The following is a 16,529-nucleotide window of genomic DNA, read 5'->3' as shown; positions in this document are numbered from 1 at the left end:
TGAAAGAAAAACATCCATTCAATCATGGCCTGACAACAATCATGATAACAATAATAACCATAAGAATAGTTGGGATCTCATTCGCTGTTCTATAATACTTTTCTGAATGGTTATTCTGATCTTGAAGAAATAATTTTCTCCATCGACTGCATGCGCCATGAAATCCCATTAAAGCAACCACGCAAACCAGTTTCGTCCACCACCAAACGCTGTGCCAGTCTACCAAACCCGGAACTGAGGCCATAAGGCCACCAACAACAACTGTGACGATCATCGCCGGTGTCATGATCTGCCGAAGTAACTTGCGTTCCATAATCTTGAAACGCTCACTTTCAGAGGTACCCGGAACTGTTTGTGTATGGTACACAAACAACCGAGGCAGGTAGAATGTTCCTGCCATCCACGCCGTAAACGCCATGATATGCAGGGAGAGAAACCAGTTCAGGTGCGTGGCAAGGAAATCTGTCATGCCTGTTTCTGGCTTTCAAGCACATCACGAAGCAGTGGTACCAACTGAGACAGGTGGGTAATTTTCACAAAACCTGGTGCAGGCCAGAACGAAGGGAGCGGCAGATCTTCTGAACGAAGTAATACACAGCTCATTCCAGCCTGGCGAGCAGCTTCTGCGCCTGTATCGCTGTCTTCAATCACAACACAGTTTTCTGGCAGAACACCTTCGCTCCTTGCCGCGTACAGATAAACTTCCGGAGACGGTTTCGGCGCATTCATGTCATTCGCTGAATGTACGCGGTTTTCCGGGAAAAAATGTCCCATTCCAGCACGCTCAAACTTGACTTCCATCTCTGCGACAGAAGAATTTGAACCCACACGAAACGGCATTCCCAAAGACCGTATTCCCTGCATCATTTCAGGCGCCCCATCTACAGGTTCAGCCATTTTTTTCATAATGCGTACAAGATTATCACGCATTTTGAATGCCGTATTTTTTGGAAGAATACGGCCTAATTCGCCTTCCAGTTCTTCTACAATCTGGGGCAGGGCTTTGCCCGCAAAACGGTCATGAGCGACCTCATCCGAAATATCCAGACCAAGGGAACGAGCAAATTCTGCCGTTGCTTGACAAGACGCCCGCTCGCTGTCCACGAGCACGCCGTCGCAGTCAAAGATCACCAGTTTTAACTGGCCTTCTCCGTCAAGAGCCGTCGTCATACCGCCCTCACTGCGTCAACAAGAGCACCAACATTTTCAGGTGGCGTATGCTGCATGACACCGTGTCCAAGGTTGAACACGTGAGGTCGACCTTTCAGGGAATCCCGAATGGCCTTAGCTTCCCGTATCATAGCTTCTCCGCCAGAAAAAAGCGCCATAGGATCCAGATTACCCTGTAGGGTAATGTCCGGTACCAGCTCTGCGATCTGGGCAGGGTCTGCCACTGTATCCAGGGCCAGTGTGTTCACGCCAGTCTGCGCTGCATAGTCCCGCACCATGATTCCCCCCAGACGCGGGAAACCGATAATCGGCGTCCCGGGATGGATCTCCCGGATATGACGCACAATCTGACGAGTCGGTTCGATAACGTAGCGCCGGAATGCTGCAGGCGGCAGAATGCCAGCCCAGGAATCAAACAGCATGACGGCTTCTGCACCCGCTTCAATCTGACCACACAGCATCTCTGCAGTACTGACCGTGAGAGTTTCGATCAAGCGGTCGAAAAGTGCCGGTTCGGTCTGCATCATCTGTCGGGTTGCTGCAAAATCGCGTGATCCACCGCCCTCAACCATGTAGCACGCCACAGTGAAAGGACTGCCTGCAAACCCTAGCAAAGTCGTAACGTCGGGAAGAGATTTGCTCAGACGGGAAAGAGTTTCCCGCACAGGAGCTGTGGCTTCCATTACACGTTTCGGGTCCAGCCTTTCCAGATCTGCAGCAGATCGGACCGCACCCAGAACCGGGCCACGACCATCAATGAATTCGAGCGACTGGCCCATGGCCCAAGGCAGGATCAGAATATCTGAAAACAAGATGGCTCCGTCCATGCCATAACGGCGAATGGGTTGAAGCGTCAGTTCTTCGGCCATGTCTGGTGTCATGCAGCGGGTTAGAAAATCAGCCTTGTCCCGCATGGCCCGAAATTCGGGAAGGTAACGGCCAGCCTGACGCATGAGCCAGATTGGCGGGGGCCAGACAGCTTCACCCTTGAGCGCTCTGAGAAGCGGTTTGGATGAGGGGGAGAGGGGTGCGTTTTCCGAATTCATGCCGCTCACTAACCATGAAAGAAAAAAGAAAGAAATCCTGGAGGATAAGATGATCCCTGTGGAAACTGGGGTACCCGGCTTTCTGAAAATGTACCCCGTCTTACTCACACTGTGTACAACTCCGAAAACCGCAGCGATGCAAGGGGCTCAGGATTCTATCCCGTTTTACTCACAGACCCTCTGTGTACAACCCCCAGTTTCGAGAGGTGTACCCAACAATCCACGGTACTCGGTACCTCATTCGGGGACTCCGAGTACTGTCCCCATGTACCCCAGTACTGACACAATCTTTTCACCGGGTCATACGCAGTACTCGCACAGACACATGCCGTCGATAGTTTGGAGTCGCATCTTATGACCACACTAAGTACTTCATTGATTCTCGCGAGCGGATCTTTGGCTCGACGAGTACTTCTGGAAGAAAGCGGTCTGACACTTCATCTTCGGCCCGTGGACGTGGATGAAGAAGATTTGCGAGCGACCTGTGAAGCAGAAGGCAAGTCTCTTGGTCAGACCGCAATGACTCTGGCAGAAGCGAAGGCATTGAAAGCTGCAGAAGCAGGGGCGGAGACAGATCTGATCATTGCGGCAGACCAGATCCTTGATCTGGATGGGACAGTATTTGCCAAGCCCAAGACACTGGAAGAGGCGAAACACCATTTAAGGACACTGAGAGGCCGGACACATCGCCTCCAGACGGCTGTGGTGCTTTATCAAGGTAATCAGAAAATTTGGGAGAATCTGGCTGTTCCAGAACTAACCATGCGAGAGTTCTCCGATACTTTTCTGGAAACCTATCTCAAACGGGAAGGGGAGGCCCTTCTGGGCTGTGTCGGGGCTTACAGGCTTGAAGGACCGGGCGTTCAGTTGTTTTCACGCATTATAGGAGACCATGATGCTGTTCTCGGGTTGCAGCGTCTCCCTCTTTTGCAGGCTCTAAGAACGCAGAATGTACTTCTGACTTAAAAAGTGCTTTTTTGGCTTGTCAGCGGAAAAGCATCCTTATATACCGCCCACACACGGCTTCGCCCCAACGAGGCCGTATATGAAACAGTGGGGCCATAGCTCAGTTGGGAGAGCGCTTGAATGGCATTCAAGAGGTCGTCGGTTCGATCCCGATTGGCTCCACCAGTTTCCCTAGGATTTTCCACAAAAATTATGCAGTCAGCCATAGTATGATTACGGCTGGGCATAGGTCAGCCGGGTGGCTTGACCAGATCAGCAATCATGCCCCCTGTTGCCAGTAACGCATCCTGAGGAGCTAGTTTCAGGAGGAGGCCACGATCTCCACCGTTTATAACAACGGGCGGTCCGTCCATGGCGCTTTGCTCGAAAGCTGTTGGTACGACGCTGCGCTGACCGAACGGACTGACACCTCCGATCCTGTAACCTGTTCTCTGCTCGGCATCCGGACGCGAAAGCATCTTGGCCTTTCTTCCACCAAAAGCCGTCGCTACGCGCGCAAAATCCAGTTCCCGATCTGCGGGAAGAACAACGCAGGCGGGGCGCCCGTCGATCTGCACCATCAGGGTTTTCAGCACATGATCAGGTGCCAAGCCCAGCGCAGTGGCAGCAGCCACCCCCAGCTTTCCGGCAGACGGGTCGTAATCATAGATGCGGCGTTGATAGGTAATCCCCAGAGCATCCAGGGTTAATGTGGCTGAAGTGTCCTGTTCACTCATCAGTAAAGTCTCGTTCTTTGACATTTTCTTGAAGGATGACACCTCGGGTGAGGGGATGCTAGGGTCGCGACTTCTGCAAAAGAAAGAACAGGATGTTATGGCTGCTGCTATTCTGGCCTGCATGCTGGCATCTGCCATGCATTACCGTCTTCCGCCTCGTGTGCTGCCCGCTATCCAGCGGGTTGAAGGCGGTGTGATGGGGAAAGTCAGCCAGAATACAGATGGATCTGTCGATATTGGCCTCATGCAGATCAATTCACGATGGATCCTGCCCATTGCTTCCATGACACATCAGACGCCAGCACAGGTTGCAGCAAAGCTGGCTCTCGAACCGTGTTTTAATGTCGCAGCAGCGGCCATGATTTTGAGAACAGCTCTGGATAACGAGCATGGTAATCTGCTGCGCGCAATCGGGGATTATCACTCCCGAACCCTTCCTCTGAACATGGTGTATCAGCGCAAGGTTATTGCTGCCGCCACCGAACTTTATGTCAGACAGCCTTCCCGAGGATAGCCAGAAGGAAGATGTTATCTTATAACGTCCGTCCTTCTGGCTCCGTCGGGGAAACTCATGCATCGTTTCCGAACCCTGTGTCTGGTCGGTTCGCTGCTGACTGCATCTGTTGCTTCTGCCGCAACCATGCCTGTGGTCTGTGTTGAATCTGTCTGGTGTAATATTGCGGCCCAGATTGGTGGGCCGGAAATTACTACTCAGGCTTTGATTTCGACACCTGGCATTGACCCTCACGAATTGACACCAACTCCGTCAATGGCTCGCCAGACAGCACGCGCCGCTCTGGTTATCCTGAATGGCGCAACATACGATGACTGGGCCCTTCCGTTCGTCTCGTCTTCTGCTCCTCGCATCATTGCGGCGCAGGAAGCGGGCTGGAACGTGGGCGATAATCCGCATCTGTTCCTCAATCCTGGGGCTGTTCGCAAGGTTGCGAAGGCCATGGCGCGTGCTCTTATTCAGCAAGGACTGGATCATGAGGCCGTTCAGCGACGTCTGAATGTTTTTCTGAAACAGATTGATGATCTGGAAGTGCATAGTGACCAGTTGCGCAAAAACTACGAGGGAACAGCTATTGCTGCGATGGAGCCTGTCGGAGCTGACCTGATCCAGAGTATGGGGTTACATATCGTAGATACAGGTTTTGCGCTGGCTGTCATGCATCACGCTGAAGCTACGCCTCAGGATGTTGCCGTGCTTGAGACTGCGTTGGATGAGAAGGCCGTCAAGCTGCTGATTGTGAATCCTGCTGTAAGGTCGCCTCAAATTGACCGAATGGTGGAGAAGGCCCGAGCGCGTGGTATGCCGATTGCCTTGATTGGGGAAACACTGCCTCCAGGACTGTCATGGCAGGAGTGGGTGTCTTCAATTATTGAGTCCGTTCAGAAGGCCCTTGATGGCGCATCCAGATAACCTTTTCCTTGATAGAGTCACACTCTGTGCAGGTCCCAAAACCATTCTGGACCACGTCACGCTGACAATTCCTCTAACAGGCGTGACGCTTCTGGCAGGTCGGAATGGATCGGGGAAATCGACTTTTCTAAAAGCATGTCTGGGCCTTGTTCGCCTGCAGAGTGGCGTCCTTCTCCTCAAGGGGAAGCCACCTGAAATGGCACGCAAACAGATTGGCTACATGCCTCAGGGTTTGAATGATGCTGCTTTGATGATTCCGGCGATCAGTCATGTTATGGCAGCGATGAAAGGGGCGCACTGGGGTATCCCCTTGCCGTCTTGTGCCCGGCGTGAGAATGCTGAGCGCTTGCTGAATCTGACGGGAGCGGGGTCTTTTGCGCGGCGGCCGCTGGGCCTTCTGTCGGGGGGAGAGCGCCAGCGGGTCGGTCTTGCACAGGCTCTGACAGACAACCCGAAGACACTGCTTCTGGATGAACCTCTGGCGGCATTGGATCATGAAGCGCAGCATCAGATTGTATCTCTTCTGGATGTTCTGACACGGGAGCTCGGAATTTCCATTCTCATGACGTCTCATGAGACGGAAGCTCTGGATGGGAAAGTGTCGCGTATTCTGAAGCTGGAAAATGGCAGTCTGCATGTTTGAGTTTGAATTCATGCGACATGCGTTTCTGGGATGCACGATTGTTTCTGTATTGGCCGGAACCGTGGGATGGTTTCTGATTCTGAGGCGTCAGGCTTTTGCAGCCCACGCTCTGTCTCACATTGGCTTCAGTGGAGCAGCTGGGGCGGTCTGGCTGGGCGTTTCACCTCTTTATGGCATGATTGCTTTCAGTCTGCTCGCCGGTCTTGCGATGGGGAGTGAAGCAAAAGGCGTTGTTCTATCGCCCCACCGGGACAGCATGATTGGCCTCGTTCTTGCTGCCAGTCTTGGTCTGGGCACATGGTTTCTGCACGAAGCGAACGGCGCTTCCAGCATGGCAACAACGCTTCTGTTTGGAGATGTTCTTGGCATTGATATGCCCACGTTGCTGGCTCTAACGGGCGTTGCGGTATTGTGTTTGTCGGGACTGGTTTTTCTTGGCCGACCGCTTCTGTTTGCAAGTCTGATGCCGGATGTTGCTCAGGCCCGTGGAGTTCCTGTTCGCCTTACATCCCTCGGTTTTATGGCAATCGCGGCTCTAGCGTGTTCTGCCTGTGCGGAGGTTTCTGGCGCACTTTTGGCTTTCAGCCTGATGGTTGGCCCGGCGGCAACAGCGCTGAGGCTAGGTCTTGGACCTATTGCAGGCTTGGTAAGCGCCGTGGCTCTGGCTTTGTTTCTCTCTTGGGGAGGACTCGCTCTGTCATGGATGACAGACATACCCGTTCCGTTCTGGATCGGTCTTGGCGCCGCCGCCTGTTATGGAATGGCCTGTCTGGTCAGACGTTAATGGGCTGTCATTGTCACAAGACGAAAATGGATCAACCCGATAAAGGCAATCAGGCAAATATGAAGAATAATGAGCGCCTTTAATGTAATGACGGGCACATCACGCGTCGTATCCAGAGTCTGAGTCGGCATTGTAAACCTCCACACGTTTCTGCTTATAGCCACTTTAAGACCACACTATGCGGAAAATGTGGTTTTTTACGAAAAAATAGTGCGAGCGCGAAAAACCTGACAGATTGCTCTATGTTAATATCGCTATGTCAAATGATACGAAAACATCTCGACCTGTTCGTGAACAGATAGACCTCTCCAAAATCGAGGTCTCACCGAATGCGAAACTGATCCTGATGCTGGCTGCCATGGTCGCCGCAATTTGCGGTGGTCTTTACGGCTACGATACGGGAATCATTTCTGGCACTCTCCCTCTTATCGGTGAAGACTTCCATCTGAATTCCACCATGAAGGAAAGCGTGGCCTCCGCTATTCTTCTGGGGGCAGTCTTTGGTGCTTTCGGAGCTGGTTCCCTTTCCGAGAAATTTGGTCGTCGGACAACAACCTGCATTGTCAGCGGGGTGTTTGTTCTTGGTGCGACAGCCTGCGCATTCTCTCCTGATGTCTGGAGCCTGATTGCGGCCCGTTTCGTGCTTGGCCTTGCTGTTGGTGGCTCTACACAGGTGGTTCCGATGTATATTTCGGAACTCGCACCTCAGGAGCGGCGCGGTAGTCTGGTAACGATGTTCAATGTTGCCATCGGTTTGGGCATTCTGCTTGCTAACATCATTGGTCTGACCCAGCGGACAAATTGGGGATGGCGCCCAATGGTGGGTATTGCCGCCATTCCTGCCGCCATCGTCTTCGTGTCCATGTTCTTTATGCCCAAAAGCCCTCGCTGGTCGGCCGAAAATGAGGGCATGAAGAACGCCATTCTCCATCTCAGTCGTATTCGGACGACTAAGCGCGCAGTCCGCAAAGAAGTGGAAGCGATCCGCGAGAACGCAACGGACATTGATCCTAAGAACCGCGGCTGGCGTGGCCTCTTCCAGCCTTGGGTGCGCCCGGCGCTGGTTGCTGCTCTTGGCGTCGCTTTCTTTACCCAGTGTGGCGGCCTGGAGATGATGATCTACTATGCTCCAACCTTCCTGAACGATGCTGGGTTTGGTGCGTCCTCCGCCCTATGGGCGTCCCTTGGCGTGGCAATTGTCTACTGCATAATGACTTTCCTGGGCTGTCTGTTTGTGGACAGGATCGGGCGCCGTCGTCTCATGCTGATTATGGGCCCAGGGGCTGCCCTGTCGCTGGTTGGTCTGGGCATCATGTTCATGAGCCATCCGGCTCCGGGGAGCGTTGGATCTTATCTGATCGTTGCTTTCCTTCTGCTGTTCATGATGTTCAACTCTGGTGGCATTCAGGTTTGCGGTTGGCTTCTTGGGGCGGAAATGTTCCCGCTTTCCATGCGTGGGCAGGCAACATCCCTGCACGCAGCGACGCTGTGGGGGGCAGATCTGCTTGTGACTAGTACGGCACTGACAATGGCCGAAGGAATTGGCCTGACATGGACGATGTGGTTCTACGCCCTGGTCAACTTGGCCTCTGTAATCTTTGTGTTCTTCTTTGTGCCGGAAACTTCTGGTGCATCCCTTGAAGACATCGAAGATGCCCTACTGGAAAACCGTTTCCGTCCGACACGGGAAAACAAGCGTATTGTGCCTGAAGAAGATGAAGAGGACGCTCGGTCCGCAGCATGATACGGTTCCTCCTTTCTTCAGGAGGAACCAATATGGACGTTATCGCAAAACGGGTTATTGCTGCGCGAAGTGGCAATAACCCGTTTGTTATTGGGCGTATGAAATCCGGTTGGCTGGTCCTTGGTGAAACGCAACCGCTTCCAGGGTATTGCCAGTTACTGGCAGATCCCATTGTTTCATCCCTGAACGATTTACAGGGAGAGGCGAGGGCGCAATATCTTTTGGACATGGCTGCTGCCGGAGATGCCCTGCTTGCTGTAACAGGTGCGTCCCGGATCAATTACGAAACATGGTGCAATCTTGCGCCGTCGCTTCATACGCATATCGTGCCTCGCTATGTAAGTGAGGAGGAAGACAAGCGGATCAAAGCTGCCAGTATTGCCTATGATTACGCTGCAGCCAGACCCTTCAGCCTGGAGCAGGATAAAGCCTTTATGGACGCCATGAGGCAAGAACTTGGCTTGAAGGCTTAGTGACAGCGCGTTGCTAGAAGATACCAGAGGCGAAACACAGCCGTTTCACAGAAGGTCTGGCGTTGAAGCTCTGGTCGTTTCCAGATGAGTTTGAAGCGTGCTTTTAGTGTCCTGGCCTGAGACAGATCTTCAAGAAGATCCTTGGCCTCCGATGTCAGCATGTCCGGATAGCTGAGAAGGCGTTGCACGTTCGATTCAAACGCAGTCATGAAAGCGCCCGGGCCGCGTTTGATGGCACAGAGGCCGCGTTTGAACTTGGAATGTTTTGCGCCGACCGTATTGCGCGAATGCTGGCGGTAATAACTTACACAGCGGTTATCAAAAAAAATCTCGCCGCCCGCCGCCATTGTCAGAAGATAGGCCCACCAGTCATGCAGGGTATGAGCAGGCGGAGTAGTGCCATGCATGAGGTGACAGGTAGCAGAGTTGATGACGGCCGTATGACCAGTTGCAATATTCTGGGTTAGGGCTGAGGCGAAGCAGGGACTCCGGTGTAGTCTTTCGGACTTGCGAAAAACATTCAGCTTACTATCTGTCAGATATTGGCGTGCACAATAGATCGCCGGGATATCTGAGGGCTGAGACCGAAGCCAGTCTACAGCCCATTCTAGTTTTTTGGGGTGCCAGACGTCGTCTTGGTCAGCAAAAGCGACAAATGGCGTTTCCGGGATCGATTCCAGCAGATGAAGGTAAGAGGCTCCGACCCCGCTGGCTTCCGGAAGAGATGTAATCTCGACGCACCGTCCATGGCCACGATGTGCTGCAAAAGAAAGCATGATGACGCGCGATGCATCTGTCGATCCATCATCTCGCCAGTAAAGAATCCAGTCCGTGTGCGATTGGGCCAGAATACTGTCGAGTTGTGCGTTGAGATAGGTTTCGCCGTTATAAAGCGATAGGAGAATGGCAACGCGCGTTGTTCTGACAGCACTTTGACTTGCTCCTCCCCGGATCATCTGCGGGTTCCAGCGGCGGTTGCCGGATTGAGGAGAAGACATGACATCCTTATCAGAACGGTAAAGACTGTGTGGAGCAGGCCATTCCGTCAGGAATGGCCCATAAAACTTACGAAGCCGTAAAGAGACGATGCACCGTACGGGCTACACTCTCACGCCATTCAGGCATTTTAACGCCAAAAATGCGGTGAAGTTTTGAACAATCCAGACGGGAATCCTGCGGACGCTTGGCCGGAGTGGGCCAGTCTTCTGTCCGGATGGCTGTAACCGTTGGCATGGCCTGACCATGCTTTTCGGCTTCTTCCAGCGCTGCGACTGCCAAACCATGCCAGGTCGTTTCGCCGGTTCCGCTGGCGTGATAGATGCCAGCATATTCCGGTTTCCAGCCGTCTTTTTCCACGAGAGCCAGAATGGCCAGAATGGCTTCAGCCAGATCGTCGGAACTGGTTGGGTTGCCGCTCTGATCTCCCACGACCTTCAGTGCTGGATTCTTGGCTCCTGCATTGATCATGGTCTTGATGAAGTTTTTGCCATGGGCCGAATAGACCCAAGACGTTCTAAGAACGATGCTCTTTGGATTGGCTGCGAGAACAGCTTGCTCTCCGTCAGCCTTGGTGCTGCCATAGACCGTCTCAGGATTGGTCGGATCTTCTTCAGTGTAAGGCGCACCCTTGTCACCGGAAAACACATAATCCGTAGAGACATGCACAAAAGGGATGCCAGCCTTGGCACAGGCTTCAGCAAGCGCCTTTGGGCCAGAACAGTTGGCGCGTTCTGCACCGTCTTTTTCTGTTTCGGCCAAATCGACAGCCGTCCAGGCTGCCGCATTTACAACAGCAGCCGGATGATACTTCTCAATCGCAGCGGCGATTGTTTCCGGCTTGTCAAAATCGAACTCAGGGCGGCCGACACGAATGATGCGGTCACCGCCCAAAGTAGCGAGAGATGTCGCAAGCTGGCCATTGCCGCCCGTGACGAGGATGAAACCTGTGCTGGACATGACGTTACTCACTTTTCGTAATGGAACCAGCCTTTCGCTTCGGAGAAGTGCGGTGCGATCTTGTCCTTGTCAGACAGAACCGCTTCTTCTTCGGAAACAGGCCAGTCAATGTTCAGTTCCGGAGAGTTCCAGATCACCGCGCGCTCGGAAACTTTGCTGTAAAGAGACGTGCACTTGTACTGCACTTCGGTGTTCTCTTCGAGCGTCACGAAACCATGCAGGAAGCCGGGCGGAACCCAGAGCTGGGACCAGTTTTCAGCAGATAACTCAGCTGCAACCCATTTGCCATAGGTGGGGGAGCCCGTACGGGCATCGACTGCCACATCCCAGATGGCGCCGCGCGTCACGCGGACGAGTTTGCCTTGTTCGTAGGGAGCTAACTGGCAATGCAGACCACGGACAACGCCTTTTTCAACGGAAAGGCTCTGATTGTCCTGAACGAAAGGCAGGTTGATGCCAGCCTCTGTCATACGGTCAAAATTATAGGTTTCGGAAAAGAAGCCGCGATTATCGCTGAAGCGGGGAGGCGTAACGAGAATGACGTCTGGAATAGCGAGCCGTTCAACCTTCATGACGGTTTCCTTCAGAAAATAAACTCTGGAAATAAAGACAGACTGTGCCTTAACAGAAAAAACGCTGCCTGACCGGGTCAGGCAGCGCGGATAGTTCAGACGCCGTGGTCTGCCAGTTCAAGCAACAGGCGGCCTAGTTCAGTTTTACCCATTCGCTTTGCATGATCGCGAAGCTGGTCAGCGGTAATGAACTTGTTGCGGAAAGCAACCTCAGCAGGCGAACCAACCAGCATGCCCTGACGGGACTGAATGGTTTGTACGAAGCTGCCAGCCTGCATCAGGCTATCGGGCATGCCGGCATCGAGCCAAGCGCAACCACGGCTGAGGCGATCAACCTGCAACGTTCCTTCTTCAAGGTACATACGGTTGAGGTCGGTGATTTCCAGTTCGCCACGCGGGCTCGGCTTCACCTTTTTGGCAAAATCCACGACACGGTGGTCATAGAAATAAAGACCTGTGATGGCCCAGTTTGATTCAGGGTTTTCCGGCTTCTCAACGACTTCGAGTGCTTTGCCACTCTCATCGAATGAAACCACGCCGTAACGCTCGGGGTCACGAACCTGATACGCGAAGACCGTCGCACCTTCAGGACGGTTTGCGGCTGCACGTAGTAGCACACCTAGATGATCGGCGAAGATCAAGTTGTCGCCGAGCGCCAGAGCGCAGGGGGATTCGTCAAGCCAGTCTTCGGCAATCAGGAACGCCTGGGCCAGCCCGTCGGGGGAGGGCTGAATGCGGTATTCAAACGTCACGCCGAATTGGGAACCATCGCCCAGAAGACGCTGGAACTGAGGCATGTCATGGGGGGTTGTGATGATCATGATGTCCCGGATTCCCGCCAGCATCAGCGTGGAAAGGGGATAGTAGATCATCGGCTTGTCATAGACCGGCAGAAGCTGCTTGGAGGAAGCAAGCGTCATGGGATACAGGCGCGTGCCTGAACCGCCAGCCAGGATAATGCCCTTCATGGGCTTCGTGTCGATCGTGCTCATGCGCGTGTTCCCAGTCGCTGTCCCGTATATCGCTTGGAGCGGATACCTTCCCACCAGTCACGGTTGTCGAGATACCACTGAACCGTCTTGCGGATACCGGTTTCGAAGTCGTGCTTGGCTTTCCAGTCCAGCTCTTTTTCAGCATGGGACGGGTCGATCTCATAACGGAAGTCGTGGCCGGGGCGGTCCGTCACATAGCGGATCAGACGCTCACGCGGGCCTTCCGGATCTGGCAGGAGTTCATCCAGAACAGCGCAGATCTTCTTGACGACTTCTAGATTGGTGCGTGGCTGGCGCGCACCAATGGCGTAGGTTTCGCCTGGTTTGCCAATTTCAACAGCGCGGACCAGAGCTTCAGCATGGTCTTCGACGAAGAGCCAGTCACGGATATTCTCGCCCTTGCCGTAGACTGGCAGTTCGCGCCCTTCGATGGCATTGATGGTCACGAGCGGGATCAGCTTCTCCGGGAAGTGCCAGACGCCATAATTGTTCGTGGTATTGGTTACGAAGGTTGGCAAACCGTAAGTGTGATACCAGGCACGGACCAGATGGTCAGACGAGGCCTTGGATGCTGAATACGGGCTGCGCGGATCGTAAGGTGTTGTTTCTGTAAATGGCGGATCGTTTGGCTCAAGATGGCCAAAGACTTCATCCGTGGAGATGTGATGGAAGCGGAATGCAGCTTTCTCTTCGTTTCCGAGGCTGTTCCAGTATTTACGTGCGGCTTCGAGAAGGGAATAGGTGCCCACGACATTCGTCTGAATGAAGACGCCAGGTCCGTCGATCGAACGGTCCACATGGCTTTCAGCGGCCAGATGCATCACGGCATCCGGGCGATACTCTTCGAACAGACGCTGCATTTCAACGCCGTTTACAATGTTGGCGCGAGCGTGAGAGTAACGCGGATCGGAAGAGACTTTGGCAACTGTATCTTCAGAGGCTGCATAAGTCATGCAGTCAACGTTCAGCACGCTGTGTTCGGTGTTCTTGATGATATGACGCACCACGGCCGAACCAATGAAGCCGCAACCGCCTGTCAACAATATCCGCATTTCAACTCCTTAACATCACGGTAGGAGCATCAGCCCCGCCACAGGAAAGTACCTTACAGTGTTGTACAAGAGGCGCAAACAGAGCTGTCGGTAATACTAATGAAACTATTTCTACATTCATAAGGTCTCGCCCCCCAACGCTGAATGAGCTACCCAGACACTCCTGTGAGGCATGCAGGAGAACATAGGTATGCTGGCTGATATATTAACCCGCTCGCTCGTTGATGTGCTGGAACGCCCAGACCTCCGGGTTGTTGCAGCGGGTCTCATGCCAGAACTTGATATTTCCCTGCAGCAGCCTTTCCAACTGGGGGAAAATCTGAAGGCAGGCCATAAATCCCCTGCCGGACGCGCCTGTTTGAAGCTGGGAGAGCCCTGTCTTCGCAATCCGGCGCTCGCACCAACATTTCTACGACAGGCGGTTGAGCTTTTTAGGTTACTCCACGTGGGGGCAGATGCCCGTCTTGCCAGCTTTGCTGCTGCGCGTGTTGCCGCGCTGTTTCATGGTCTCGATACGAATGCATCCTGTCCGCTTCCGACCGAACTTGCTCTCTGCGTAGAAAATGTGCCGGAGAGCGAGGTATTGCTCGATATTTGGACCAGTCTGAAGCTATTGTTGCCAGAGGCTCCGGAGTTTACTTTGCAGGATGCCCACAGGTTGCAGCCAATTCTCGTACGCTTGTGGCCTGTCATGGCGCCAGCAGAAACATTGATGAGTAGTGGAGGGGACTCTCGACTGACCGTCGACTCTGAAACAGGGCTGAACCGGTATTCCTGTTCGCATCGCCCACGGCCTTGGGCGGTCAGTTTTGGGTCGTCAACCGCATCTTCTTTGTCAGAGCGTGGGTTTGGAGGAGCAGAAGCTGCCCGGTGTGCGATGATGAACGCACTTCTTTCAAAGCAGGACCCTGACCTTGTTCAGGAAACAATGGTCAAAAATGCGCGAGCTGGCATTGGAGGACATTATGGCCTGCCAGAGGATGCCGTATTGCTTTCGGCATCAGGGACGGATTGTGAACTGGCAGTTCTGGCTCTTGTTGCTGCGGGAACCACGCGACCTGTCAGCTCCATCCTGCTTGCTCCAGACGAGACTGGAAGCGGTGTACCTCTAGCGGCGTGTGGACGCCATTTTGCTGCAGACAGTGCATGTGCCACGCTGGTCGGGAAAGGGGAACTGATTGAGGGATTCCCTGCCGATACCCGTCTTATCGGTGTTACAATCAGACATTCGGATGGAACCTCACGGGCCATAGAAGAAATCAATGCCGAATGTCTTGAACTCGCGCGACAAGAGGTAAAAGCTGGACGTCATGTTCTGATGCACCGCTTGGATCAGTCTAAAACCGGTCTGGCTGCTCCCGATATGAACACCATCGAAATCCTGAGACGCGAGCTTGGGGAACATTTCAGTGTTGTAGTGGATGCCTGTCAGGCGCGCCTCAGCCCTTCGCGTGTTTTTGAATGGGTAGAGAGTGGCCTGATGGTCATGGTGACGGGCTCAAAATTTTTTACCGGACCGCCATTTTGTGGCGCCATTCTTCTGCCGGAAAAATTGCGCAGCCGTCTTCGGTCACTATCCCTTCCGGTCGGTCTTAAAGACTATGCCCATCGTGATGAATGGCCGGAAGGATCGGATGAAAACGCGTTGAGCACGGGCCACAATATTGGTCTCGCTCTGCGATGGCATGCCGCTCTCGCTGAGATGGACGCACTTTTTACTCTACCTGATGACACAATCCGCTATCGATTAGAGTCTTTCATGGCGCAGGCCGTCGACATAGTGGATCGGTGTCCGTCACTGACAATGCTTCCCATGGGACAGCCCGTTGATGACGGGCGTTGGGATGCGGTTCCCACGATTCTGTCCTTTTTAGTGGATGATCCTCTGGTGCCTGAGCGGCCCCTTGCTCTGGAAGATGCACGAAAGCTGCATCGCTGGCTAAACGCGGATCTATCACCCTGGGTGAGGGAAGGGGAGCCAGCTTTGCTCTGTGTTCTGGGACAGCCTGTTCCAGTTCCTCATCCACTTCTGGATGGCCCAGCGGGTGCATTACGTCTGTGTGCTGGCGCGAGACTGGTTTCAGGAGAGCCCTCTCATGCAGGACTGGATGAGTCGCAAAGATTGCAGCGGGAATGTGCGGATGCCCGCAGAGTGATCGCTAAACTGGAATTGATCCTGAAACATTGGAATGTTCTGCTGGACGCCAACCCCGTTCCCCGTTACGCGCCTTTTACATGACCCAGACAGATCACGTCGTTCCACACGGACATTTTCTAGATAGCCCAGAGCTTCCTCGGGGTATCACGCGTTTCTGGCTCGTGCGACATGCTGTCGTGGAGGCCGCTGCACGCAAGACAATGTATGGCGCCATGGATGTGCCTCTTTGCAAAGACGCCATGGCCAGTCAGCAGGGCGGTTATGCGGCACTCGCACGTCGTCTGCCTACAGATGCTGTCTGGTATAGTTCGCCGCTTCAAAGAGCGAGGGATACGGCGATCCAGATTCGCTGTGCTGGAGATTTCCAGTGTCCTGATGTGAGACTGGACACACGGTTTGTCGAACAGTCGATCGGTGACTGGCATGGAACACCTCATGAGCAGTTCCTGTCACTTTTGCGTCTACCGCCAAACCCGTTCTGGTCTTTGTCAGCAAGCGAGCTTCCGCCGGGCGGAGAGAGCATGCTGGACGTCTGTGCGCGCGTATCTCATGGCCTAGAGGATCTTGCCAATACGCATTCTGGTCAGGACATGGTGGTAGTCAGTCACGGAGGCGCCATTCGGGCTGCCCTGTCCCATGCACTTGCCATTCATCCAGATATTGCGCTCCGGTTTACGATTCAGAATCTGTCCATCTCAATCATTGAGCGCATCAATGGTCTATGGCGTGTTGTGGCTGTGAACGAGCTTCCAGATTTTCGGGGCTGAAAAATCCCCGAAAGAAAAAGTTTTCTAGCGTAGACCGGACTTTTTCCTGCGGAAGAGTCCGGAA

At 53.6% G+C, this 16,529-nt stretch carries 19 protein-coding genes and 1 tRNA gene; 10 read left to right on the top strand and 10 right to left on the bottom strand.

Annotated features, from left to right (window positions below):
• Positions 1-22 precede the first annotated feature (22 nt).
• Genes hemJ through hemE form a run of 3 tightly spaced genes read right to left on the bottom strand, consistent with a single transcriptional unit; the run spans position 23 to position 2,216 of the window.
• The gene (gene hemJ, locus AC3B6F_RS06500) at positions 23-469 is read right to left on the bottom strand and encodes a protoporphyrinogen oxidase HemJ (RefSeq protein WP_489823751.1); all 447 of its coding nucleotides are present in this window, start codon (positions 467-469) and stop codon (positions 23-25) included.
• Positions 466-1,170 (bottom strand): HAD family hydrolase, encoded by a 705-nt coding sequence (locus AC3B6F_RS06495; RefSeq protein WP_489823750.1) that lies wholly within the window; start codon positions 1,168-1,170, stop codon positions 466-468. Before AC3B6F_RS06495 ends, hemJ begins: the two co-directional genes overlap by 4 nt.
• A complete protein-coding gene (gene hemE / locus AC3B6F_RS06490) occupies positions 1,167-2,216 on the bottom strand; it encodes a uroporphyrinogen decarboxylase (protein WP_489823749.1) in 1,050 nt (349 codons plus the stop codon). The genes AC3B6F_RS06495 and hemE overlap by 4 nt, the downstream gene beginning before the upstream one ends.
• A gap of 354 nt (positions 2,217-2,570) precedes the next feature.
• Here hemE and AC3B6F_RS06485 point away from each other — a divergent pair, with 354 nt between their 5' ends.
• Both AC3B6F_RS06485 and AC3B6F_RS06480 read left to right on the top strand, forming a co-directional pair.
• Positions 2,571-3,182, top strand: coding sequence for a Maf family protein (locus AC3B6F_RS06485; protein WP_489823748.1), 612 nt, complete (start codon positions 2,571-2,573; stop codon positions 3,180-3,182).
• Between the two features lie 89 nt (positions 3,183-3,271).
• Positions 3,272-3,347, top strand: a tRNA-Ala gene (locus AC3B6F_RS06480).
• 65 nt (positions 3,348-3,412) lie between these two features.
• Here AC3B6F_RS06480 and AC3B6F_RS06475 read toward each other — a convergent pair.
• Positions 3,413-3,898: an aminoacyl-tRNA deacylase gene (locus tag AC3B6F_RS06475; protein ID WP_489823747.1), complete on the bottom strand. Its 486-nt coding sequence runs from the start codon at positions 3,896-3,898 to the stop codon at positions 3,413-3,415.
• A gap of 97 nt (positions 3,899-3,995) precedes the next feature.
• On the opposite strand from AC3B6F_RS06475, the gene AC3B6F_RS06470 reads away from it, so the two are divergent.
• Genes AC3B6F_RS06470 through AC3B6F_RS06455 form a run of 4 tightly spaced genes read left to right on the top strand, consistent with a single transcriptional unit; the run spans position 3,996 to position 6,751 of the window.
• Complete coding sequence (locus AC3B6F_RS06470) at positions 3,996-4,412, top strand: lytic transglycosylase domain-containing protein (RefSeq protein WP_489823998.1); 417 nt, start codon at positions 3,996-3,998, stop codon at positions 4,410-4,412.
• Positions 4,413-4,469: 57 nt separating this feature from the next.
• Positions 4,470-5,324, top strand: coding sequence for a metal ABC transporter solute-binding protein, Zn/Mn family (locus AC3B6F_RS06465; protein ID WP_489823746.1), 855 nt, complete (start codon positions 4,470-4,472; stop codon positions 5,322-5,324).
• Positions 5,308-5,967, top strand: coding sequence for an ATP-binding cassette domain-containing protein (locus tag AC3B6F_RS06460; protein ID WP_489823745.1), 660 nt, complete (start codon positions 5,308-5,310; stop codon positions 5,965-5,967). The genes AC3B6F_RS06465 and AC3B6F_RS06460 overlap by 17 nt, the downstream gene beginning before the upstream one ends.
• Positions 5,960-6,751, top strand: a complete 792-nt coding sequence (locus AC3B6F_RS06455; RefSeq protein WP_489823744.1) for a metal ABC transporter permease — start codon at positions 5,960-5,962, stop codon at positions 6,749-6,751. The genes AC3B6F_RS06460 and AC3B6F_RS06455 overlap by 8 nt, the downstream gene beginning before the upstream one ends.
• On the opposite strand, the gene AC3B6F_RS06450 is transcribed toward AC3B6F_RS06455, so the two are convergent.
• A complete protein-coding gene (locus tag AC3B6F_RS06450) occupies positions 6,748-6,882 on the bottom strand; it encodes a hypothetical protein (protein ID WP_489823743.1) in 135 nt (44 codons plus the stop codon). The two genes, AC3B6F_RS06455 and AC3B6F_RS06450, sit on opposite strands and share 4 nt — an antisense overlap.
• 125 nt (positions 6,883-7,007) lie before the next feature.
• Between AC3B6F_RS06450 and AC3B6F_RS06445 the strand changes: the two genes are divergently transcribed.
• Both AC3B6F_RS06445 and AC3B6F_RS06440 read left to right on the top strand, forming a co-directional pair.
• Positions 7,008-8,495, top strand: a complete 1,488-nt coding sequence (locus AC3B6F_RS06445) for a sugar porter family MFS transporter (protein WP_010502920.1) — start codon at positions 7,008-7,010, stop codon at positions 8,493-8,495.
• A 32-nt stretch (positions 8,496-8,527) separates the two neighbouring features.
• Positions 8,528-8,968 (top strand): HIT family protein, encoded by a 441-nt coding sequence (locus AC3B6F_RS06440; protein WP_010502918.1) that lies wholly within the window; start codon positions 8,528-8,530, stop codon positions 8,966-8,968.
• Here AC3B6F_RS06440 and AC3B6F_RS06435 read toward each other — a convergent pair.
• The 5 genes from AC3B6F_RS06435 to rfbB all read right to left on the bottom strand — a co-directional run bounded on the left by AC3B6F_RS06435 (position 8,965) and on the right by rfbB (position 13,540).
• On the bottom strand, positions 8,965-9,966 hold the full coding sequence (locus AC3B6F_RS06435; protein ID WP_489823742.1) for a glycosyltransferase: 1,002 nt from the start codon (positions 9,964-9,966) through the stop codon (positions 8,965-8,967). The two genes, AC3B6F_RS06440 and AC3B6F_RS06435, sit on opposite strands and share 4 nt — an antisense overlap.
• A gap of 67 nt (positions 9,967-10,033) precedes the next feature.
• Positions 10,034-10,924, bottom strand: coding sequence for a dTDP-4-dehydrorhamnose reductase (gene rfbD, locus AC3B6F_RS06430; RefSeq protein WP_426067206.1), 891 nt, complete (start codon positions 10,922-10,924; stop codon positions 10,034-10,036).
• An 8-nt stretch (positions 10,925-10,932) separates the two neighbouring features.
• On the bottom strand, positions 10,933-11,496 hold the full coding sequence (rfbC, locus tag AC3B6F_RS06425; protein WP_489823741.1) for a dTDP-4-dehydrorhamnose 3,5-epimerase: 564 nt from the start codon (positions 11,494-11,496) through the stop codon (positions 10,933-10,935).
• A gap of 95 nt (positions 11,497-11,591) precedes the next feature.
• Positions 11,592-12,464: a glucose-1-phosphate thymidylyltransferase RfbA gene (gene rfbA, locus AC3B6F_RS06420; protein WP_172794494.1), complete on the bottom strand. Its 873-nt coding sequence runs from the start codon at positions 12,462-12,464 to the stop codon at positions 11,592-11,594.
• Between the two features lie 20 nt (positions 12,465-12,484).
• Positions 12,485-13,540: a dTDP-glucose 4,6-dehydratase gene (rfbB, locus tag AC3B6F_RS06415; RefSeq protein WP_489823740.1), complete on the bottom strand. Its 1,056-nt coding sequence runs from the start codon at positions 13,538-13,540 to the stop codon at positions 12,485-12,487.
• A 190-nt stretch (positions 13,541-13,730) separates the two neighbouring features.
• Here rfbB and AC3B6F_RS06410 point away from each other — a divergent pair, with 190 nt between their 5' ends.
• Positions 13,731-15,779 (top strand): hypothetical protein, encoded by a 2,049-nt coding sequence (locus AC3B6F_RS06410; RefSeq protein WP_489823739.1) that lies wholly within the window; start codon positions 13,731-13,733, stop codon positions 15,777-15,779.
• The gene (locus AC3B6F_RS06405) at positions 15,776-16,465 is read left to right on the top strand and encodes a histidine phosphatase family protein (protein ID WP_010502904.1); all 690 of its coding nucleotides are present in this window, start codon (positions 15,776-15,778) and stop codon (positions 16,463-16,465) included. The genes AC3B6F_RS06410 and AC3B6F_RS06405 overlap by 4 nt, the downstream gene beginning before the upstream one ends.
• Positions 16,466-16,529 lie beyond the last annotated feature (64 nt).

The sequence above is a fragment of the Gluconobacter sp. ESL1110 genome, assembly GCF_058107395.1.
Note: the sequence above shows the minus strand (reverse complement) of the source record. Positions and strands in the feature narration are given on the sequence as shown.

Coding starts and splice junctions, on each gene's coding strand:
- hemJ (WP_489823751.1), bottom strand. CDS start 469: ATGACAGATTTCCTTGCCACGCACCTGAACTGGTTTCTCTCCCTGCAT.
- AC3B6F_RS06495 (WP_489823750.1), bottom strand. CDS start 1,170: ATGACGACGGCTCTTGACGGAGAAGGCCAGTTAAAACTGGTGATCTTT.
- hemE (WP_489823749.1), bottom strand. CDS start 2,216: ATGAATTCGGAAAACGCACCCCTCTCCCCCTCATCCAAACCGCTTCTC.
- AC3B6F_RS06485 (WP_489823748.1), top strand. CDS start 2,571: ATGACCACACTAAGTACTTCATTGATTCTCGCGAGCGGATCTTTGGCT.
- AC3B6F_RS06475 (WP_489823747.1), bottom strand. CDS start 3,898: ATGAGTGAACAGGACACTTCAGCCACATTAACCCTGGATGCTCTGGGG.
- AC3B6F_RS06470 (WP_489823998.1), top strand. CDS start 3,996: ATGGCTGCTGCTATTCTGGCCTGCATGCTGGCATCTGCCATGCATTAC.
- AC3B6F_RS06465 (WP_489823746.1), top strand. CDS start 4,470: ATGCATCGTTTCCGAACCCTGTGTCTGGTCGGTTCGCTGCTGACTGCA.
- AC3B6F_RS06460 (WP_489823745.1), top strand. CDS start 5,308: ATGGCGCATCCAGATAACCTTTTCCTTGATAGAGTCACACTCTGTGCA.
- AC3B6F_RS06455 (WP_489823744.1), top strand. CDS start 5,960: ATGTTTGAGTTTGAATTCATGCGACATGCGTTTCTGGGATGCACGATT.
- AC3B6F_RS06450 (WP_489823743.1), bottom strand. CDS start 6,882: ATGCCGACTCAGACTCTGGATACGACGCGTGATGTGCCCGTCATTACA.
- AC3B6F_RS06445 (WP_010502920.1), top strand. CDS start 7,008: ATGTCAAATGATACGAAAACATCTCGACCTGTTCGTGAACAGATAGAC.
- AC3B6F_RS06440 (WP_010502918.1), top strand. CDS start 8,528: ATGGACGTTATCGCAAAACGGGTTATTGCTGCGCGAAGTGGCAATAAC.
- AC3B6F_RS06435 (WP_489823742.1), bottom strand. CDS start 9,966: ATGTCTTCTCCTCAATCCGGCAACCGCCGCTGGAACCCGCAGATGATC.
- rfbD (WP_426067206.1), bottom strand. CDS start 10,924: ATGTCCAGCACAGGTTTCATCCTCGTCACGGGCGGCAATGGCCAGCTT.
- rfbC (WP_489823741.1), bottom strand. CDS start 11,496: ATGAAGGTTGAACGGCTCGCTATTCCAGACGTCATTCTCGTTACGCCT.
- rfbA (WP_172794494.1), bottom strand. CDS start 12,464: ATGAAGGGCATTATCCTGGCTGGCGGTTCAGGCACGCGCCTGTATCCC.
- rfbB (WP_489823740.1), bottom strand. CDS start 13,540: ATGCGGATATTGTTGACAGGCGGTTGCGGCTTCATTGGTTCGGCCGTG.
- AC3B6F_RS06410 (WP_489823739.1), top strand. CDS start 13,731: ATGCTGGCTGATATATTAACCCGCTCGCTCGTTGATGTGCTGGAACGC.
- AC3B6F_RS06405 (WP_010502904.1), top strand. CDS start 15,776: ATGACCCAGACAGATCACGTCGTTCCACACGGACATTTTCTAGATAGC.